We start from the raw sequence: 16,951 nt of genomic DNA on the forward strand, positions 1-16,951 counted from the left end.
AGCGTACCAGGCTACCGTGACACATCATGTCTTAGTTATCTCAAAAAGAAAGAGTGGCTTGCTCGCAGCAATTGCAGGCAATGGAGCCGGCAGGAGGGAGCCTCCTCAGAACCGGATGCAGATTTTGCCGAAGTGAACGCCTTCCCCCATGTACTGAAGCGCCTGGACAGCCTCGGCAAAAGGGAATACGCGGTCAACCACAGGTCGCAATCCGCTCCTCGCGAGGGCGCGGTTCATGTCCTCGAACATCTCGCGGCTGCCCACGTTGACCCCCTGCAGCGTAACCTTCTTGCGGATGGCCGGGATCAGGTCAAGCCCGCCGGCGGTTACGCCCGAGAGCACGCCGACAATGCTGACGCGGCCGCCGGGGCGGACAGCAGTCAGCGAAGCGTTCAGCGTCGCGGCTCCGCCCAGATCAACGACATGGTCGGCTCCGCGTCCGTCCGTAAGGCGGAGCACCTCCTGCTCCCACTGCGGCGTAGTGACGTAATTGATCCCGAGATCGGCACCGAGCGCCGCCGCCCGCTCCAGCTTCTCGTCACTGCTGGAGGTCATGATCACCCGGGCTCCATGCAGCTTCGCGAACTGCAGGGCGGACAAGGCGACGCCGCCGGTTCCCTGCACGACGACCGTGTCGCCGGCGCGAACGCGGCCCTCCGTCACAACCGCCTGCCAGGCTGTCAGAGCGGCGATGGGCAGCGAGGCCGCTTCTTCATCGGTCAGATGCTCCGGCACGTGGACGAGCGACTCCTGCGGGAAGACGGCATACTCGGCAAGCACACCGTTCCTCGGTCCGCCCAAGGTCGAGTGGAGCATCGGTTCCGTCGGCGTTCCGGCGAGCCAATCCTGTACGAAGATCGGGCAGACCCGGTCGCCCGGCTTCACCCGCGTCACACCTGCGCCGAGCACCTCCACGATGCCGACGCCGTCCGACACCGGAATGAGGGGCAGCGCTTCCCCTCCGACGTAGAATCCTCCTACGACCCCGAGGTCCCTCGCGTTAAGCGAGGCCGCCCGCATGCGCAGCAGCACCTCTCCCGGTCCGGGAACCGGCTTCGCCCGCTCGACCGCCGCAACCCTCTCGAGTCCGAATCCACCCTGAATTTCAAATGCTTTCATGATTGGCCACTCCTTCGTCTGATATTATCCGCATTGGAAAATGCCTCTAGACAAACGATACCTCATTCACTAAATTAAAGTAAGCAGGCACTTGAAAGTGGGATAGCCACTTTAACGTGCGTTATGGAGGGATGAGCATGACAAAGGACGGCCGCCCGGAGAAGGATATCTCCGTCACGCTGTGCAGCTACAGCCTTGCTTTGGATGTGATCGCGAACAAATGGAAGCCGCTGGTGATCTATGCGCTCGAGAACGGCAGCCAGCGGTATGGGGAGATGAAGCGCCGCATTGAGGGCGTGTCGCAGAAAATGCTGACCGAGACGCTGAAGGGAATGGAGCGGGACGGTCTCGTCGAGCGGAAGGTGTATCCCGCCGTTCCCCCCGCTGTCGAATATACGCTGACTCCGCTGGGGCGCACGCTGATCGTGCCGCTCCAGGCTCTGCATGTATGGGCGAGGGCCCATCATGAAGAAGTGCTGAGCTCGCGTGAACGGTTCGACGCGCAGGCTAGGCGGACAGACGGAGAAGAACGCGCGGAGGCTTAGGCTTTTGCCCTATTCGTAATCTTTGCTGGAGGCATTCCTGTGGCGCATACGCTCTGTCCGCCAAGCTGCATTCATGGAAAATGATGCTGATGCGCATCCTAGATTCAGCAGGGATGGGCATCGGGGCCTGTTCCCATCGGAAAAAGAGGAGGCATCGGCATGACGACAGTACGGAGCAAGGACAGCACGCTTTACCTGATCTTGGCGGAACCGAAGTGCAGGGAGCTGCTCCAACGGCTGACAGCTTCCCCAGGCCTCAGTGTCAGCGGCTTGTCGGACGATCTCGAGCTGCCGCGTGCCGCCGTGCTGAAGCACCTCAAGGCGCTGGAAGAAGCGGAACTGGCCACCTCCCGCCGGATAGGACGGGAAAAGCTCTATTATGCGGACAGGGAACTGCTCCGGGGGCTGATGGAGCGCCTGCTCGGCCGGCCGGAGGAACCGAACGGAAGCCGGCTCGGGGAACTGAAGCGGCTGCTTTCGGAGGAGAAGCGGCGCAGCGTGCGAATGCTGCCGAGACAGACCTACGGGACGCTGATCCGCTCGTCCGCCGCCCGCATCTGGGAAGAAGTGTTCTCTTCGGAGCAGCGGGCCGGGTTCTGGCGGGGAGGCCGGCTGGTCTTGGAGGGCGGGGAACTCTCCCCTTACCGTCTGGAACGGGCGGACGGCACTGAGGAAGCGCGGGGGCTGGTGATGAGCCTGGAAACCCACCGCAGGCTGGAGCTGACATGGGGACCCGAGGAGGAAACCCAGGCCGGCTTACCGGAAGGGAGGCTCGCCCTGGAGCTGGAGCCCCTGCCTCTGCATCCGGGCTTATCCCGGGTCATCGTGGTCCTGACCGCCGAGATCCGGACAGAGGACTCAATCCGCTCGGCGGACGGCGGCTGGCCGGGCAGGCTCGCGGGCCTGAAGACACTGATCGAGACGGGAGAGGGACTGTGGAAGGACGGGTGACGGAAGCCCCCTTTTGGACTCTGTTTCAACGTGTTCTGACGATAGGGAAAGGCTGCGGCCGGTCCCTTATTCCGCATGCTGTTCCGATGTGCAGACACTTCCCGCCCAACAGTTGATCTCCCGCGCCACTCATGGTGTTCGGGCCCGATGGATGGTATAATAATCGGGATAACTGCCAAGGGTTGGAGAGTGAGCCGCTGCATGGACGTGCGTGAGCATTTTGGAGAGATCGACATCTATTTGTTTGACCAGCTGCTCAAGGGGCGCATCGGGCCCGGCATGCGGATTCTGGATGCGGGATGCGGAAGAGGGCGGAATCTGGTTTTCTTCCTCCGGGAAGGCTATGATGTCTTTGCCGTGGACCGGAGCGCGGAAGCGGTCGAGGAGGTCCGGAAGCTGGGTGCGGGGATTCGTCCCCGGCTGCAGGAAGAACGCTTTCGCGCTGAAGGAATCGAGAAGCTCAGCTTCGCCAACGATACCTTCGACCTTGTGATTTGCAGCGCGGTGCTGCATTTTGCCGAGGATGACAAGCATTTCGCCGAGATGGTCGGTGAGCTCTGGCGGGTACTGAGGCCCGGCGGCATGCTCTTCACCCGGCTTGCGTCAAGCATCGGGATGGAGTCGCAGGTACGCCCGCTCGGTGGAGGCCGCCACCTGCTGCCTGACGGTACGGAGCGCTACCTGGCTGATGCGGCCCTCCTGCACCGGCTGACGGAGAAGCTTCACGGCCAGTTCCTCGAGCCGCTGAAGACCGTCCAGGTGGAAGGACTGCGGAGCATGACGACCTGGTGCCTCAAGAAGCCGCACATTCTTTTCTTCGATCCGATCGAAGAAGGGGCGGGAGAGGACCATACCGGGGAGCCGCCCAGAGAAAAGGAGAGGGAATGATGAAAATACGCGTATCTGCCGTGCAGTACCACCTGCATACGATCGGCAGCTTTGAGGAGTTTGCCGCCCAGGTAACTCATTATGTGAAGACGGCCGCGGAGTTCGAGGCCGATTTTGTCCTGTTCCCCGAGCTGTTCACCACCCAGCTGATGTCTGTCGGAAGAGGGGACGGCAGCGGAGAGGCCTTGACGATCGACGAGCTTCCCCAGTTTACGGAACGGTATATGGCCTTGTTCAAAGCGCTGGCCGCGGAGACAGGGATGCATCTCATAGGCGGCACGCATATCGTATCGGAGAACGGCCGTCTTTATAATACGGCATTCCTGTTCTACCCTGACGGGCGCGTAGGGGAACAGCGAAAGGTACATATCACCCCCACCGAAGTCAAAGAGTGGAATATGGCCGCGGGGGATACCCTTCAGGTGTTCGATACGGACAAAGGTCGGATCGCCATGCTGATCTGCTACGACATGGAATTCCCGGAGATCGTGCGGATGGCCCGTGCCCGAGGGGCCGACGTCATCTTCTGTCCGTCGTGCACGGACGATAAGCACGGTTTCCACCGGGTGCGCTATACCTGTCACGCGAGGACGATCGAGAACCAGATCTATGTGGTCACGACCGGAACCGTAGGCTCGCTGCCCACCGTGGACTTCATGCGGGGGAACTACGGCCAGGCGGCCATCATCACGCCGAACGACGTGCCGTTCCCTCCGGCGGGCATCATGACGGCAGGAGAGATTAACGGGGATATGGTCATCACGGGGGATCTCGATCTGTCGCTGCTTCACCAGGTTCGGGAGAAGGGCTCGGTCACCACGTGGCGGGACCGCCGAACCGACCTGTACACCGACTGGTCCTAAGGAACAAGCAGCGGAGGAGGCGAGCGCAGATGACAACCGCACTGTACCGCAAGGAAATGTATGTATTCGACGGCGACAAGCCGGTGCGCGCGGTAATCCGCTCCTATACGGAGGAGGACTTCGACGGACTGATCCGCATCCAGCAGGAGAGCTTCCCGCCGCCGTTCCCCTCCGAGCTGTGGTGGAATGAGGAGCAGCTCCGCAATCACATCACCCTGTTCCCCGAGGGGGCGCTGTGCGTGGAGATCGGCGGCGAGCTGGCCGCCTCGATCACCGGGCTGCGAGTGGACTACGATCCGCAGGACGAGGACCATACGTGGGAGGAGATCACGGACGGCGGCTGGATCCGCAATCACCGGCCGGACGGGAACACGCTGTACATCGTCGATATCTGTGCAAGGCCTGCTTACCGCAAGCTGGGTCTCGGACGTTGGATGATGCTGTCCATGTACGAGGTCGTGGTCAAGCTTGGAGTAGAGCGGCTGCTCGGCGGGGGACGGCTGCCCGGCTATCACCGGCATGCAGATACGCTGTCACCGGAGGCATATGTGGAGAAGGTGCTGGAGGGGGCGTTGAAGGACCCGGTCATGACCTTCCTGCTGCGCTGCGGGCGCACGCCGGTCAAACTCGTGTCCGGCTATCTGGAGGATGAGGAGTCCCTGAACTATGCCATGCTGATGGAGTGGCGCAATCCGTTTCTTTTCCGGGGTTGAGCATGGGCAGGCAAGCGTTCGGGACTCATGAGTAGAAATTCGGCAGGGAGGCTTCGTCCTTAGGGGGCGGGGCCTTTTTTGTGGCATGACGCTTCGACAAGGGGCTGATCCCATTGATCTTGGGATGGGTGAAGGAGACAAGGAGAGCGGCGGCATATTGTTCCAAGCCAATGGGCAACCTGATAAGAACAAGGAGATGAATGCCAAGGAGGCTCTCTCATGCCGTATCCTTCCTATGAGGACATTCTCAAAGCCAGGAAGCACCTGTCCGACCTAGCCGAAGCCCACTGGGTGCATGACGACCTTCACAAGTGGACCTGGTGGCTGCTTGTTATTCTTACTTTGCTGCCCTTTTACATATGGTGGAAGCTGGTTGACCGCAGGCGTCTGCAAGAGATTCTGCTGTACGGCATGCTGATAGCCCTCTTTGCCATAACCTTTGATAATATAGGAACGGACCGGTTGTGGTGGGGCTATCCCGATAAGCTGCTTAACGTGCTGCCACCGCTGCTTCCTGCCGACTTGGTGCTGGTTCCTATCTTTTCCATGCTGGTTTACCAGCTGTTCTCGGGGATGTGGAGTGCTTTTCTCCTGGCGAATCTGGTTCTAGGTGTATTCATGGCCTATGTATGCGAGCCTCTGTTCATCCTGCTGAATTACTATGAGCTGTATACCTGGAAGCTTCTCTATTCACTGATATACTATCTCTTGACAAGCAGCACGGTCTGGTGGATTGTCACCCGTCTGAAGCGGGTGCAGGAGCGAGCGGGGGGCCATGGAGGTTAGGAGAGGGTAAGGGACAGGGATGCGGGTTTAGCTCTTCCAAATTTGGTAACAATGGTGGGTGTACTGCCTGAAGCCGAAGGAGGAAGATGAGTGAAAGGGTATAAAAGCATGGGGGTTCTGCTCTCCGGTATGCTTCTGCTGAGTGCGTGCAGCGGTCCGTCGACCTGGTTCGGGCTCAGCGGCAAGACGGAGCACCAGCACGAGCCTCTGCAAAAAAGCGGCAGCGAAGCCGTCATGGCTTATGAGTCCAAGGACGTCCGTGAGATCGATATCATAGGGATTCGGGGCACATCTATCGGCAAAGCAAAGCTGAGCCAGGCACCGGACGGCGTCCGCATCCAGCTCGAGGGGGCCCACCTGCCGCCGGGCCTGCACGGCTTTCATTTCCATGAAAGCGGCCGGTGTGAGGCGCCGGACTTCAAGACGGCGGGAGCGCACTTCAATCCGGCCGGGCGCAAGCACGGCACGGAGAACCCGGAGGGCCCGCACGCGGGCGATCTGCCGAACATTGAAGCGGACAGCAAGGGGATAGCCAAAGCCGACTTCGTCATGAAGGGGCTGACCCTGGAGAAGGGTCAACCGAATTCGCTGCTCAAAGAAGGCGGCACGTCGCTGGTCATTCATGAGAAGGCCGACGACTACAAGACCGATCCGTCCGGCAATTCGGGTGCGCGCATCGCCTGCGGTGAAGTAAAATAATTGGGATTCACCGTCCCAGCTTCTGTAAGCCTTCATTCCGCTCCTCGCGGCATGAAGGCTTATTCGTTGTGCAGAGAAAGAAGCGAGACCGGATCGAAATGGGGCGCTGCGGTGCCTGCTGCCTATTTCCGCGGCCCGGCCCGCCTTCAAGACGGCATGCCGGGTGCTGGGGGCCCCTCCGCCAGCCCATCCATGAACCGGCGGGCCGCCGCCGACAGCGGCACACCCTGCAGCGTGACGAGACCGACCTCCCGGGGCGGAATCGGCACGGCGAGCGGGACTTCGACAAGGCCCCCTCGCTGCATCTCTTCCCGGGCGAATTCGCGGACCACGCAGGCGATGCCCATCCCGCTGCGGGCGAACTGCAGCAGCAGATCCATGCTCCCGAGCTCGAGCTCCGGCTGCAGGGAGAGGCCCTGATCCGCAGCATAGCGGTCGAGATGGCGCCGCGTGCTTGTTCCCTGCTCCAGCAGGATGATCGGGTAAGCAAGCAGCCGCTCAAGCGGCAGGGGAGTGATGGGGCTCCCGAGCTCTGCAGCAAACCGTCTGCCGGCCACAAAGCAGTCGTGAATGCGTAGAAGAGGCCGGACGGCGAGCCGTGGATCCTCGAGAGGCAGATGGACGACGCCGAAGTCGATGCTTCCTTCCCGTAGCAGAGCGGCCGTCTCTGCCGTAGTGCGGTTGGTCACGGATACCTTGATGCGGGGATACGCTTCCCGGAACGTCTCCATACGGGGGAGCAGGACGTGCCTGCACAGCGTATCCCCCGCCCCGATATGCACCTCTCCGGCTTCCAGGTCATGCATCTCGCCGATCCTGCGTTCGCCGGCCTCCATGAGATGGTAAGCCTGTTCGATGTAGGAGAAGAGAACTTCGCCTTCACCCGTCAGCCGGACGCCCTTGGAGGAACGGAAGAAGAGCTGGCCGGCGAGCTTCGCTTCAAGCTGCTTGATCGAATGCGAGACCGCGGGCTGGGTGATGTACAGCTCTTCCGCCGCTTTGGACAGGCTGCCGGTCCGCGCCACGGTATAAAATACCCGGTACCATTCCATGTTCACGATCATTTGGGTATCAACTCCGTTTATGGTGGGTATGAGTATTATTCATTTTTTTTATGCCCTTCCTCCGGATTATAATCGAGTGGCGGGGAAGAGGGCAACCTGCCGGGTGCCCTCCAAATGAATCAAAGGAGCGGATCGGTGATGAGTGTAACGGCAGTAGTAGGAGCAAATTGGGGAGACGAGGGCAAAGGGAAGGTAACGGACCGTTTTGCAGCGGAGGCCGATGTAGTCGTGCGCTTTCAGGGCGGCAACAACGCTGGGCACACGATCATCAATGAGCACGGCAAGTTTTCACTGAATCTGCTGCCTTCAGGCGTGTTCCACATCCATATCATCAATGTGATCGGGCCGGGCGTAGCGCTGAACGCCTGGGCGCTGCTGGCGGAGCTGGATGCGCTTCGGGCGGCCGGATTGCCGGAGCCGCAGCTCAAGGTGTCGGAGCGGGCACAGCTGGTGCTGCCGTATCATGCGCTGCTCGACAACCTGGAGGAGGACCGGCTCGGCGCGAGCGGGTTCGGTTCGACGCGCAAGGGTATCGCCCCGTTCTATGCGGACAAATACGCCAAGCTCGGGCTGCAGGCCGGCGACCTGGCGGACCGGGCGCGGGTTCAGGAGCGGATCGAAGCTTCGCTCGCAGGCAAAAACGTGCTGCTCGGCCACCTGTACGGCCGGGAGCCATTGGATGCCGTGGCCCTGACGGAGGAGCTGATGGCCTCGGCGGAGCGGCTGCTGCCTCTCCTGTGCGATACGACCGAGCTGCTCCACGAGGCATTGCGCACCGGCGCCTCCGTGCTCGTCGAAGGCCAGCTGGGCGCGCTACGCGACCCCGACCACGGCATCTACCCGTACTCCACGTCGTCGTCGACGCTGGCCGGGTTTGCCGCTGTCGGCGCAGGCGTGCCGCCGCATGAGATCCGCCGGATCGCGGCTGTGACGAAGGCGTATTCCTCCTGCGTCGGGACGGGGCCGTTCGTCACGGAGCTAGCAGGCGGGGAGGCCGAAGAGCTGCGCCGGCGCGGAGGCTCGGCCGGCGAGTACGGCGTGGTGACCGGCCGGCCGCGCCGGGTCGGCTGGTTCGACGCCGTCGCCACCCGGTACGGCTGCATGGTGCAGGGGGCGACGGAGGTCGTGCTGACCAACCTCGATGTGCTAGGCTATCTGGATGAGATTCCGGTCTGCACGGGCTACCACATCGGCGGCGGGGTGACGAACCGGTTCCCGCTGAACCGGGAGCTGGAAGCGGCGGAGCCGGTCCTCGAGAGGCTGCCGGGCTGGCAGTGTGACGTGAGCGGGGCTAGATCGTTCGGCGAGCTGCCGGAGGCGGCCCGGCGGTATGTGCTACGGCTGCAGGAGCTGATCGGCACGCCGGTCCGCTGGATTTCCGTCGGGCCGCACCGGGATCAGATGTTCGAAGTTTTTCCTCTATGAACCTCTCAGTGCCTATAGTATACTAGGGGTCCGGCTTCTCCCTCGGTCTTATGGTATGGTGGATTCCATGAGGGCGGCGGCCGGCAATCCTTGGTACGCATAGGGAGCTGAACTCAAGTGAAATTCGATGTTGATTATATATCGTTCTTCGTCATCCAGGTGGATGGGGAGGAGAGCGGCAAGCGGAGCAAGCATTATCAGACGATGGACGGTGAGTCTTATGCCGAGAGCGAGCTGAGCAGCTTCCTGGATGGTGAGTTCGCAAAGACGGCGAAGCGCAAGGCCGAGCGCAATCCGAAGGCGGAGCAGGTGCCGACCAAGATCGGGCGCTTCATCGCCGAACCGGGCTACGATCTTGACAGCAACCCGAACTACAACATGTTCGCCAGACTGAAGACCGCGGAGAATATCGATCAGTTTATGGGTCATGCCGACGAGATCGTGACTACCTATATGGACACCAGCGCGATCCGAGGCGGGGCCATGTTCGTCGTGCGCGCGAGGCTCAACCAGTACTTCGACGAGCCGTTCCTGTTCGTGTTCAAATGCGATTTTGAGCAGAAGATCGCCCGCATTACGGACGAGCGCTCGCTGCTCAACCAGGTGGAGATGGCGATCTCCGCCAAGAACATGAAATCGATTATGTACCCGCATATGCCGGAGCCGGGAATGGTCGACAACTGGGAACTCAAAATTCACCAGTCCTCGCATGCGAATTACTTCGAGGATTTCCTCAGGTTCGTGGAGTACGAGAAGTCGATGCCGGAGCTTGTGAACGAACAGGTGATGGACTTCGTCCACCAATATGTGGAACAGGTATACGAGCATAATGAGGAGCAGAAGCAGCAGGAGCTCGAGGCCATGGACCTGTGGGCGCACAGCGACCAGCGGGAGCTGCAGGAGAAGTGGGAGCCGGCCCAGGTGATGGAAGCCGCGTCGGTGCTCATCGAGCAGAAGCCGGACATCGAGATGAAGGTGAAGGTCGGCAGCATGACCGTGCGCGCGCTGCTCGCCGACTTCGGCGACCGGCTGCACATCGCGCGCCACGGCGACCGCTATGTCCTCGTGCTCGAAGGCGACGCCCTGCAGTTCGACCGCGGCATCTCGCCGGTCGAGCTGCTTTCGCCGGAGCCGCTCGACGTCGTGATCGAGCGGCTGAAGCAGAAGGCGTTCGAGGAGGAGCACGAACGCAGCGGGATCGGCGTCTTCGCGTAGGCGAAGCCGGGGAAGGCGCGCTGCCGGGCGAAGCCTGGAGCGTAGGGCCGGCGAGGCTTGTGCCGGTGGCTCGTGGGCTGAGCCGAGAGCGGCGGGAGGCAGCAAGTGCAGGTGGAGGCGGTGCTGGCGGCCTGTTCGCTGGCCGATCAGCGGCTAGATGCAGAGGTGCGTGGGCTACGGTGCCGAGCGTCAGATCGGTGCGTTTGGGGCGCCATCAAGCAGCCGTGACCCCGCAGGCCCCGTACCTGTCCGAGCAAGCGGCTGGCTGCACGAGTGTCGGAGGGTGGCGGTGCTGGCCCGTGCGGCAGGGCGAGCAGCAGCTTGCTGCAGAGATGAGCGGGCTACGCGCAAAGCGGCGAGCTGTGTGTGGGCGCGACAGCGCGGGTGATTCGGGCACCTCAGGCCGAGCACCGGCCCGCTTGGAAGGAGCACATGTTGAGGTGCCGAGCGACAGAACGGTGCGCTTGGGGCGCCATCAAGCAGCCGTGACCCCGCAGGCCCCGTACCTGTCCGAGCAAGCGGCTGGCTGCACGAGTGTAGTTGGGTGGCGGTGCTGGCCCGTGCGGCAGGGCGAGCAGCAGCTTGCTGCAGAGATGAGCGGGCTACGCGCAAAGCGGCGAGCTGTGTGTGCGCGACAGCGTGGGTGACTCGGTCACCGCAGGCCGAGCGGCTAGCGGCGCAAGCCGCAACCATGACATCTGGGGCAGTTCAGCCAATAACGGAACTCAGATGCCTTAATGGCCTAAAAAAGGCGTTCAAAATAAAAATAACGGAACTACGATCACTTATTCACCTGTTTCCAGGCTTTCAGCGCTGAAAAGAGATGAATAAGATATTTCAGTTCCGTTATTATATTTTCTACCCTGAGAATCGGCGGTTTAACGCATCTGAGTTCCGCTATCAATTCTCTACTATTCAAAAAATAGGAACACTTGTTCGTCGTTTCGTTATATGGTACAATAAGGATACAATTGAATCTTGGGTGGGGCGTGGTTCCCTTCTTGCTGCAAGGCTTGTAAGCGTTTGTTTAGCCGGTGCAGAGGGGGGGTGAGTCCATGGAAGTCAAAGACGCCATTGCCATGATGCTGACGTTCGGCTCCTTTCTCGTAGCACTTCTGACCTACATCAATAACTCCAAGAGAAAGTAAAAACCCACCCTAAGGTTACCGCCCAGGTGGGTTTTCTTCACTCCATGTATGACCAGGAAGGGAAGAGCCCATCCAAGCCAATTGTCATAAGGCCAAGTGTTCGCAGCACTTGGTCTTTTTGCTGCTCTCATCATACCATGAAGCGTATCCGGTGACAAGGTTGAGGCATGGAATAGGCGTGGCTCCGGAGCCGTTTGTTCGAGGAATCTTCACTTGAATTTGATGAATACAGGGCCGTAAAGACACACTTGATCAGAGGTACAAGCGCATTAGTGGCCGCATAGTTACAAGGAAGAGAAGCCGGAGCAACAACACAGGGCATCCCTGCGTCTGAAGGTTGTGAATGCAAAGGTTCAAGTATCGCCGCTGCAGACTGCATAAGATCAGGAGGAGGGGTTTCGGGATGAGAGGCAAAAGGGCAGGAATCTACGGTTCGCTCATCGGAATGACCTGTCTGATCGCCGCTTTCCTGATGTGGCTGGCAGTGACAGAACCTCTGCAAAGCACAGGCCTTGATACGGTCGAACATCGGGAAGAAGGGTATACAGAGTATGTGATCGGGCTGGAGAATGCAGGGGTCGGGGCAATTGAGCTGCTGAGTGTGACGGTAAATGGAACAGAAGCTCCGGATCTCGCCCAATTGGGCATCTCGTATGACTCAGCCCACCTGGTCCAGGTGATGCCTGAACCTGAGCCTGCGATCCGGTTTATGGAGCTCAACGCGGCTCCAATAAACCCCAAGCTTACGCCTGAACAAATGAGAGAGGCACTGGAATTAAAATTCAATACACCGATATCATACGGCCTGCGGCTGCGGTTGGATGAGGCTCCGATCACAAGGGTTACAGTGCGCTATAGGTACTTGGGCTTCAGCAAAACGGCAGTGATTACAAGATGGTTCCCCTGAGGAGATTCGGCGCCGGTGATTGCAGCGCTTATGGATTCTGCTATTGATGGCAGGGGCTCAGTGAGCCGCTATGCTGTCATAGCGCTCTCGCAGCGGGTCACGCGTTCGCTTTTTCAGCAGCCTATACGCGCGCCAGCTGCCACCACGTCCCGCGTCTGCGTCCCGCCCCGCGGCCCCCGTCCCGTCCCGCAGCTGCGTCCCGCCCCGCGGCTGCGTCCCGCCCCGCGGCTGCGTCACCCCGCGGCTGCGTCACTCCGCGGCTGCGTCACCCCGCGGCTGCGTCACCCCGCGGCTGCGTCACCCCGCGGCTGCGTCACTCCGCGGCTGCGTCACACCCCGCGTCTGCGTCACACCCCGCGGCAGCACAAATCAGCCCCACCTCCATACCAAATGGGAGGTGGGGCTGATCCCGCTCGCCCGGCCCGGGCACTCACGCCCGGCCACGGCCGTGCAGGCTCAGCCGCGCCGCGAGCGGCTGTCTTTGAACACGTCGAGCAGCAGCTCGCTGCCGGACTGCGCCTCCCACGTGGAGGCGAAGCGCACGTTGTGCGAGACGCCGAGCATCTCGTAGCGGCCCACGAGATGCTGCCGCGCCGTGCCGATGACGAGCGTGTGCAGCCGCACGTCCTTCTCGCGGCCGAGTTCGGCAAGTGCATCGCGCACGGGCGGCGACACGGTGCCGACGCCGTCGGTGACCATGACGAGGTCGGCGTCCCCGTATCGCTTCTCGGTGCGGACGATCTCGATGCCGCGCTTCAGCGGGGCGTCGAAATGCGTGCCGCCGCCGAAGGCAAGCTGCGAGAGGGCATGGAACGACGGCCAGTCCGGCTTGCGCCAGTAGAGCGGCCGCTCGATGAGCTCGCCCTTCGCGCCGAAGAGCATCAGCAGGAAGTCGCGCTGTTCGAGCAGGGAGAACGCGGCGAACGTGCCGACGAATACCTGGGCGAGTTGCAGCTTGCTGCCGCGCATCGAGTGCGAGGTGTCGAGCATGCAGACGACGGGGCCCTTCTGAGGCTCCTGCGTCCAGCCCCTGATGTTGTAGGTGAGGAGCTTGCGCTCAAGCCACTTTACCATGAAAAAGGCTTCATAATCCGGGTCTGCCAGCAGGCTGGCTTCACTGGGCAGCAGATGCGAGATGTCGCCGGACTGCCGCAGGTCGTCGTAGCTCTCCGGCACGCGGGGCGAGCGGAGCTTGCGCCGCTGCGCCTTGAGATGCTGCACGCTGCGGCCGACCTCCTGCAGGAAGGCGAGCAGCTGCGGCTGCTTCTTGAGCTTCTCGACCCACGCCTGGTAGTTCGAGAACGCCTGCCGCTGCAGCCGGCCGAGATCGCTGCCCCAGAGGCGGTTCGCGACCCGCTGGCTCGCCTGCACGAGCTCGTGCACGCTGAGCGTCTCGGACTCCTCGCGGCCGAGCGACTCCTGCAGCGCCTTATTCAGCCAGCCGCCGAGCTGCTCCTCGAGCTGGCGGACCGATTCCTGCTCGCGCTTCGTGAGGCGTTCGAGCTGCTTCTCCCGCTCGGCGAGCTCGCTCTCGGCCTTCTGCAGCTTCTGGCGCAGCTTGTCCCGCCGCACGAAGTCCGTGCGCATCTCCTCCTGCAGCGAGCGCACCCGTTCCTTCAGTTCGGCAATCTCCGAGGCGGCGAGGGGGCGGCTGTCGAGGGCGGCCTGCTTTTCCTCCACATTGCGCTTGCCGCGCTGCAGCGTATAGCCGACGAGGCGCAGCTGCTCGACCTGCTTTTCCGTGAGATGCTCCTGGATCTGGGACTGATCCTGTCCCTGCTGGCGCTGCTTGTCGTTCAGGCCGATCGTGCGCAGCGTCTGCTCCTCCTTGCGCCGGCGCTTCACTTCCTCTTCGAAGCTCTCGGTGAGCCACATCAGCGCCTTCAGCGCGGTCTTGAACGAAGCGTTGACTTCGCCGGCGGTCCGGGGGTGAATCGTCCGGTAGAAGAACTGCTTCTGCAGCGCCCCCACGAGCCAGCGGTGGAACGGGGTGGCGTCCGTGCCCCGCTCGGTCTCGGGATTCGCAAGATAAAAGCACATGAAAAAGTCGGCAAAGAGCTCCAGGGAGAACCAGGGGGTCTGGGCCTGCGCCTGGCGGATCCACTCCTGGGCCGTTCGCGAGGAATGCACATAGCCGTCAAACACATAGCGGTCGATCCTGGCGGCGCGAATGATCAAAGGGATCCCCTCCTGGCGCTGCGGTTACAGCGTGTAGTCGTACTGCAGGCCGGGAATCTCCCGGTCGAACAGGGTGCGGTAGAGGCCCTGCAGACTCTGGAGCGTCCGCTCTCCCTGGATGCGCAGGTGCGTGTACTTGACTGCGTACTGGGCCGTGTGCAGGAGCAGGAAATTGCGGTTGTGGATGAAGCCCGGCAGGTCCTTCTCCCGCTGCAGCCACTGTACCAGCTTGCCGCGCAGCTCCCGGGCTGTCTCTTCAAGCTCCGTACGGCACTCCTCGAGGTTTGCCTTTGCTTTGTCAAGATCCTCCTTGCTCATCCGCGCACCGACTTCCTTCTTGAACTGGAAGGCGTGCAGCTCGTCCTCCTTCTGAAGCCAGTGCTTCGCCGTCTGCTCGTAGCGCTTCAGCGGCAGCTCCCGCTCCGTCTCGGCCTTCAGCGCTTCCTGGAAGGACTTCTGGAACATCTCCTGCAGCGTGCTGTAGTCCTCGGGGAAATCCCAGAGCATATGCGGTGTAAATACTGTATCCCACACGTTCACTTCCGTTCGGCCGTTGAGGGCGGCCGACGTCTTCCACAGCTGTCCGATCTTGCGCCAGCGGCGGTCGGAGAGCGAGTATTCCTTGGCTTCCATCTCGTTCTTGACGCCGTACAGCATGTAGATCAGAGACTCGGGGATCGTGACCGATGCGGCAGCCTCCCGGATGCGGCGCACGTCCGAGAGCGACAAGAGCTCCGGCAGCGGTCCTTCCGGCACCTGGAACATCCGCTCGTAGCTCGACATTTGCTTGAGGTACCCGACCTCGTAGCGGATGAGGAACCGGTCGTACAGGGCGGCAAGCTGGTCGTTCTCCTCGGGCAGTTCGTTGGATGCCGCCATGAGGAACAGCAGCGGCACCTCCTGCTTCTCCTGGCCGTTGAAGAAGATCCGCTCGTTGAGAATGGAGAGCAGGGCATTCAGGATGGCGCTGTTCGCCTTGAAGATTTCGTCGAGGAAGGCAAAATCCGCCGAAGGCAGATACCCCTCGGTCTGCCGTATATAGAGATCCTGCTTCAGCTGCTGGAGCGAAACGGGACCGAACATTTCATCGGGCGTGGTAAAGCGGGTGAGCAGGTAGTCGAACCAACGCCCGCTCCCGAACAGCTGGGAAACGGCGCGGGCGAGCTGGGATTTGGCGGTGCCCGGAGGGCCGATCAGCAGGGCGTTCTCTCCGGCCATCAGGCCGAGCAGAAGCAGGCGGATGAGCTCCTCGCGCTCAAAAAAACGGGCTTCGAGCAGCGATATGGCCCGCTCCATCTTCTCTTGGATCGTCTGGGTATCGTTCATAGCGGCAGTCCTCCTCGGGCATCGAAAGGTGTCGTGCATGGAATGCATTCCTATATTGTAACAGACCTACCGTATTTTCTCTAACCGAACGGGGGGCTGTACAGACCCGAGTCCCGTCATGCTAGGATTCGCCATTGCGGTGGGTTTTATTTCCTTAACTGCTTCGTGGTACAATAGGATCAACTGCGTCATAGGGGATGCGGCGATACCAGCCCAAGGGAGAGATGAAGACGATGTCGGTATACGATTATACGGTCCGCACGATCAACGGCCAGGAGCAGACGCTGGCCGAGTACAAAGGCAAGGTGCTGCTGATCGTCAACACGGCGAGCGCCTGCGGCCTGACTCCGCATTACCAGGGTCTTCAAGAGCTGTATGAGAACTACAAGGATCAGGGATTGGTCGTTCTGGGCTTCCCGTGCAACCAGTTTGCCGGGCAGGAGCCGGGCACTGAAGAAGAGATCAAGCAGTTCTGCGAGCTGAAATACAACGTGACCTTCCCGATGTTCTCCAAGGTGGATGTCAAGGGGGAGAACGCACACCCGCTCTTTACGTACCTGGTCGGCAATGTGCCGGAAGACACGCGTACAGGCGACATCGAGTGGAACTTCGTGAAGTTCCTGGTCGACCGCGAAGGCAGACCGGTCAAGCAGTTCAGCGCACGTACCGAGCCGTCGGCCCTGCGGGAGGACATCGAGAAGCTGCTCGGGTAACAAGGTATACATAAGACGAGCCGACAGCGGCAGTCCGTTTCCCGGAAGGGGGGCGGGCTGCCTTTTTTCATCCGGAGAACGAAAGGGGGAAGCAGCTCTCCTGTTCAGCCGCAGGCCAAAGACAGACGGGAAGAGAGCCACCATTGCAGCTCCCACGGCTTTCGCCCGGATGAAAGCAGGCCTGGGAGACGCTCTTTTTATCATGAAATGTGATCCGGAGCTAAGACTTTGGACGCCCTGACGCAGCTTTTCTGCAATGCCCCCTAGTGCTCCCGGGAAAAAGCGACTATAATAAGCGGGAAGGGGGGCGGCATACTTATTGCAAACGTGTGCACTTACCTATCAGGCTTTGGCCTGGAACAGCCGTCCTCCGGCATGGGGAAAAGCGCTTTGCCGTAACCGGCCTTTCGC

16 protein-coding genes are annotated in these 16,951 nt (G+C 61.1%); 12 read left to right on the forward strand and 4 right to left on the reverse strand.

What is annotated here, in order from left to right:
• Positions 1-105: 105 nt before the first annotated feature.
• Entirely contained in the window at positions 106-1,119 is a 1,014-nt protein-coding gene (locus tag ACP26L_RS16075) for a zinc-dependent alcohol dehydrogenase family protein (protein WP_426453978.1), read from the reverse strand.
• A gap of 137 nt (positions 1,120-1,256) precedes the next feature.
• Here ACP26L_RS16075 and ACP26L_RS16080 point away from each other — a divergent pair, with 137 nt between their 5' ends.
• The 7 genes from ACP26L_RS16080 to ACP26L_RS16110 all read left to right on the forward strand — a co-directional run bounded on the left by ACP26L_RS16080 (position 1,257) and on the right by ACP26L_RS16110 (position 6,564).
• A complete protein-coding gene (locus tag ACP26L_RS16080) occupies positions 1,257-1,664 on the forward strand; it encodes a winged helix-turn-helix transcriptional regulator (RefSeq protein WP_426453980.1) in 408 nt (135 codons plus the stop codon).
• Positions 1,665-1,823: 159 nt separating this feature from the next.
• Positions 1,824-2,615 carry an ArsR/SmtB family transcription factor gene (locus ACP26L_RS16085; protein WP_426453982.1) on the forward strand — a complete coding sequence of 264 codons (792 nt, stop codon included), beginning with the start codon at positions 1,824-1,826 and terminating at the stop codon, positions 2,613-2,615.
• Between the two features lie 201 nt (positions 2,616-2,816).
• Complete coding sequence (locus ACP26L_RS16090) at positions 2,817-3,503, forward strand: class I SAM-dependent methyltransferase (protein WP_426453984.1); 687 nt, start codon at positions 2,817-2,819, stop codon at positions 3,501-3,503.
• On the forward strand, positions 3,503-4,366 hold the full coding sequence (locus tag ACP26L_RS16095; protein ID WP_426453986.1) for a carbon-nitrogen hydrolase family protein: 864 nt from the start codon (positions 3,503-3,505) through the stop codon (positions 4,364-4,366). The genes ACP26L_RS16090 and ACP26L_RS16095 overlap by 1 nt, the downstream gene beginning before the upstream one ends.
• A gap of 29 nt (positions 4,367-4,395) precedes the next feature.
• Positions 4,396-5,079 carry a GNAT family N-acetyltransferase gene (locus ACP26L_RS16100; protein WP_426453988.1) on the forward strand — a complete coding sequence of 228 codons (684 nt, stop codon included), beginning with the start codon at positions 4,396-4,398 and terminating at the stop codon, positions 5,077-5,079.
• Positions 5,080-5,298: 219 nt separating this feature from the next.
• Positions 5,299-5,865 carry a CBO0543 family protein gene (locus ACP26L_RS16105; protein ID WP_426453990.1) on the forward strand — a complete coding sequence of 189 codons (567 nt, stop codon included), beginning with the start codon at positions 5,299-5,301 and terminating at the stop codon, positions 5,863-5,865.
• A 90-nt stretch (positions 5,866-5,955) separates the two neighbouring features.
• A complete protein-coding gene (locus tag ACP26L_RS16110) occupies positions 5,956-6,564 on the forward strand; it encodes a superoxide dismutase family protein (protein WP_426453992.1) in 609 nt (202 codons plus the stop codon).
• A 146-nt stretch (positions 6,565-6,710) separates the two neighbouring features.
• Here ACP26L_RS16110 and ACP26L_RS16115 read toward each other — a convergent pair whose 3' ends face one another.
• Positions 6,711-7,628 carry a LysR family transcriptional regulator gene (locus ACP26L_RS16115; protein ID WP_426453994.1) on the reverse strand — a complete coding sequence of 306 codons (918 nt, stop codon included), beginning with the start codon at positions 7,626-7,628 and terminating at the stop codon, positions 6,711-6,713.
• A 138-nt stretch (positions 7,629-7,766) separates the two neighbouring features.
• Between ACP26L_RS16115 and ACP26L_RS16120 the strand changes: the two genes are divergently transcribed.
• From ACP26L_RS16120 to ACP26L_RS16135, 4 genes are all read left to right on the forward strand, one after another.
• A complete protein-coding gene (locus ACP26L_RS16120; protein WP_426453996.1) occupies positions 7,767-9,053 on the forward strand; it encodes an adenylosuccinate synthase in 1,287 nt (428 codons plus the stop codon).
• A 117-nt stretch (positions 9,054-9,170) separates the two neighbouring features.
• Complete coding sequence (locus tag ACP26L_RS16125) at positions 9,171-10,268, forward strand: DUF3900 domain-containing protein (RefSeq protein ID WP_426453998.1); 1,098 nt, start codon at positions 9,171-9,173, stop codon at positions 10,266-10,268.
• 1,055 nt (positions 10,269-11,323) lie between these two features.
• On the forward strand, positions 11,324-11,416 hold the full coding sequence (locus ACP26L_RS16130) for a putative holin-like toxin (protein ID WP_269867690.1): 93 nt from the start codon (positions 11,324-11,326) through the stop codon (positions 11,414-11,416).
• Between the two features lie 403 nt (positions 11,417-11,819).
• Entirely contained in the window at positions 11,820-12,323 is a 504-nt protein-coding gene (locus ACP26L_RS16135; RefSeq protein ID WP_426454000.1) for a hypothetical protein, read from the forward strand.
• Positions 12,324-12,779: 456 nt separating this feature from the next.
• Here the strand turns inward: ACP26L_RS16135 and ACP26L_RS16140 are convergent, their stop codons facing one another.
• Both ACP26L_RS16140 and ACP26L_RS16145 read right to left on the reverse strand, forming a co-directional pair.
• A complete protein-coding gene (locus tag ACP26L_RS16140) occupies positions 12,780-14,501 on the reverse strand; it encodes a hypothetical protein (RefSeq protein WP_426454001.1) in 1,722 nt (573 codons plus the stop codon).
• A gap of 24 nt (positions 14,502-14,525) precedes the next feature.
• Positions 14,526-15,827, reverse strand: a complete 1,302-nt coding sequence (locus tag ACP26L_RS16145; RefSeq protein ID WP_426454003.1) for an AAA family ATPase — start codon at positions 15,825-15,827, stop codon at positions 14,526-14,528.
• Between the two features lie 233 nt (positions 15,828-16,060).
• On the opposite strand from ACP26L_RS16145, the gene ACP26L_RS16150 reads away from it, so the two are divergent.
• Positions 16,061-16,540, forward strand: coding sequence for a glutathione peroxidase (locus ACP26L_RS16150; RefSeq protein WP_426454975.1), 480 nt, complete (start codon positions 16,061-16,063; stop codon positions 16,538-16,540).
• The last annotated feature ends 411 nt before the right edge of the window (positions 16,541-16,951 follow it).

The sequence above is a fragment of the Paenibacillus sp. S-38 genome, assembly GCF_049942825.1.
Classification (GTDB): Bacteria; Bacillota; Bacilli; order Paenibacillales; family NBRC-103111; genus Paenibacillus_G.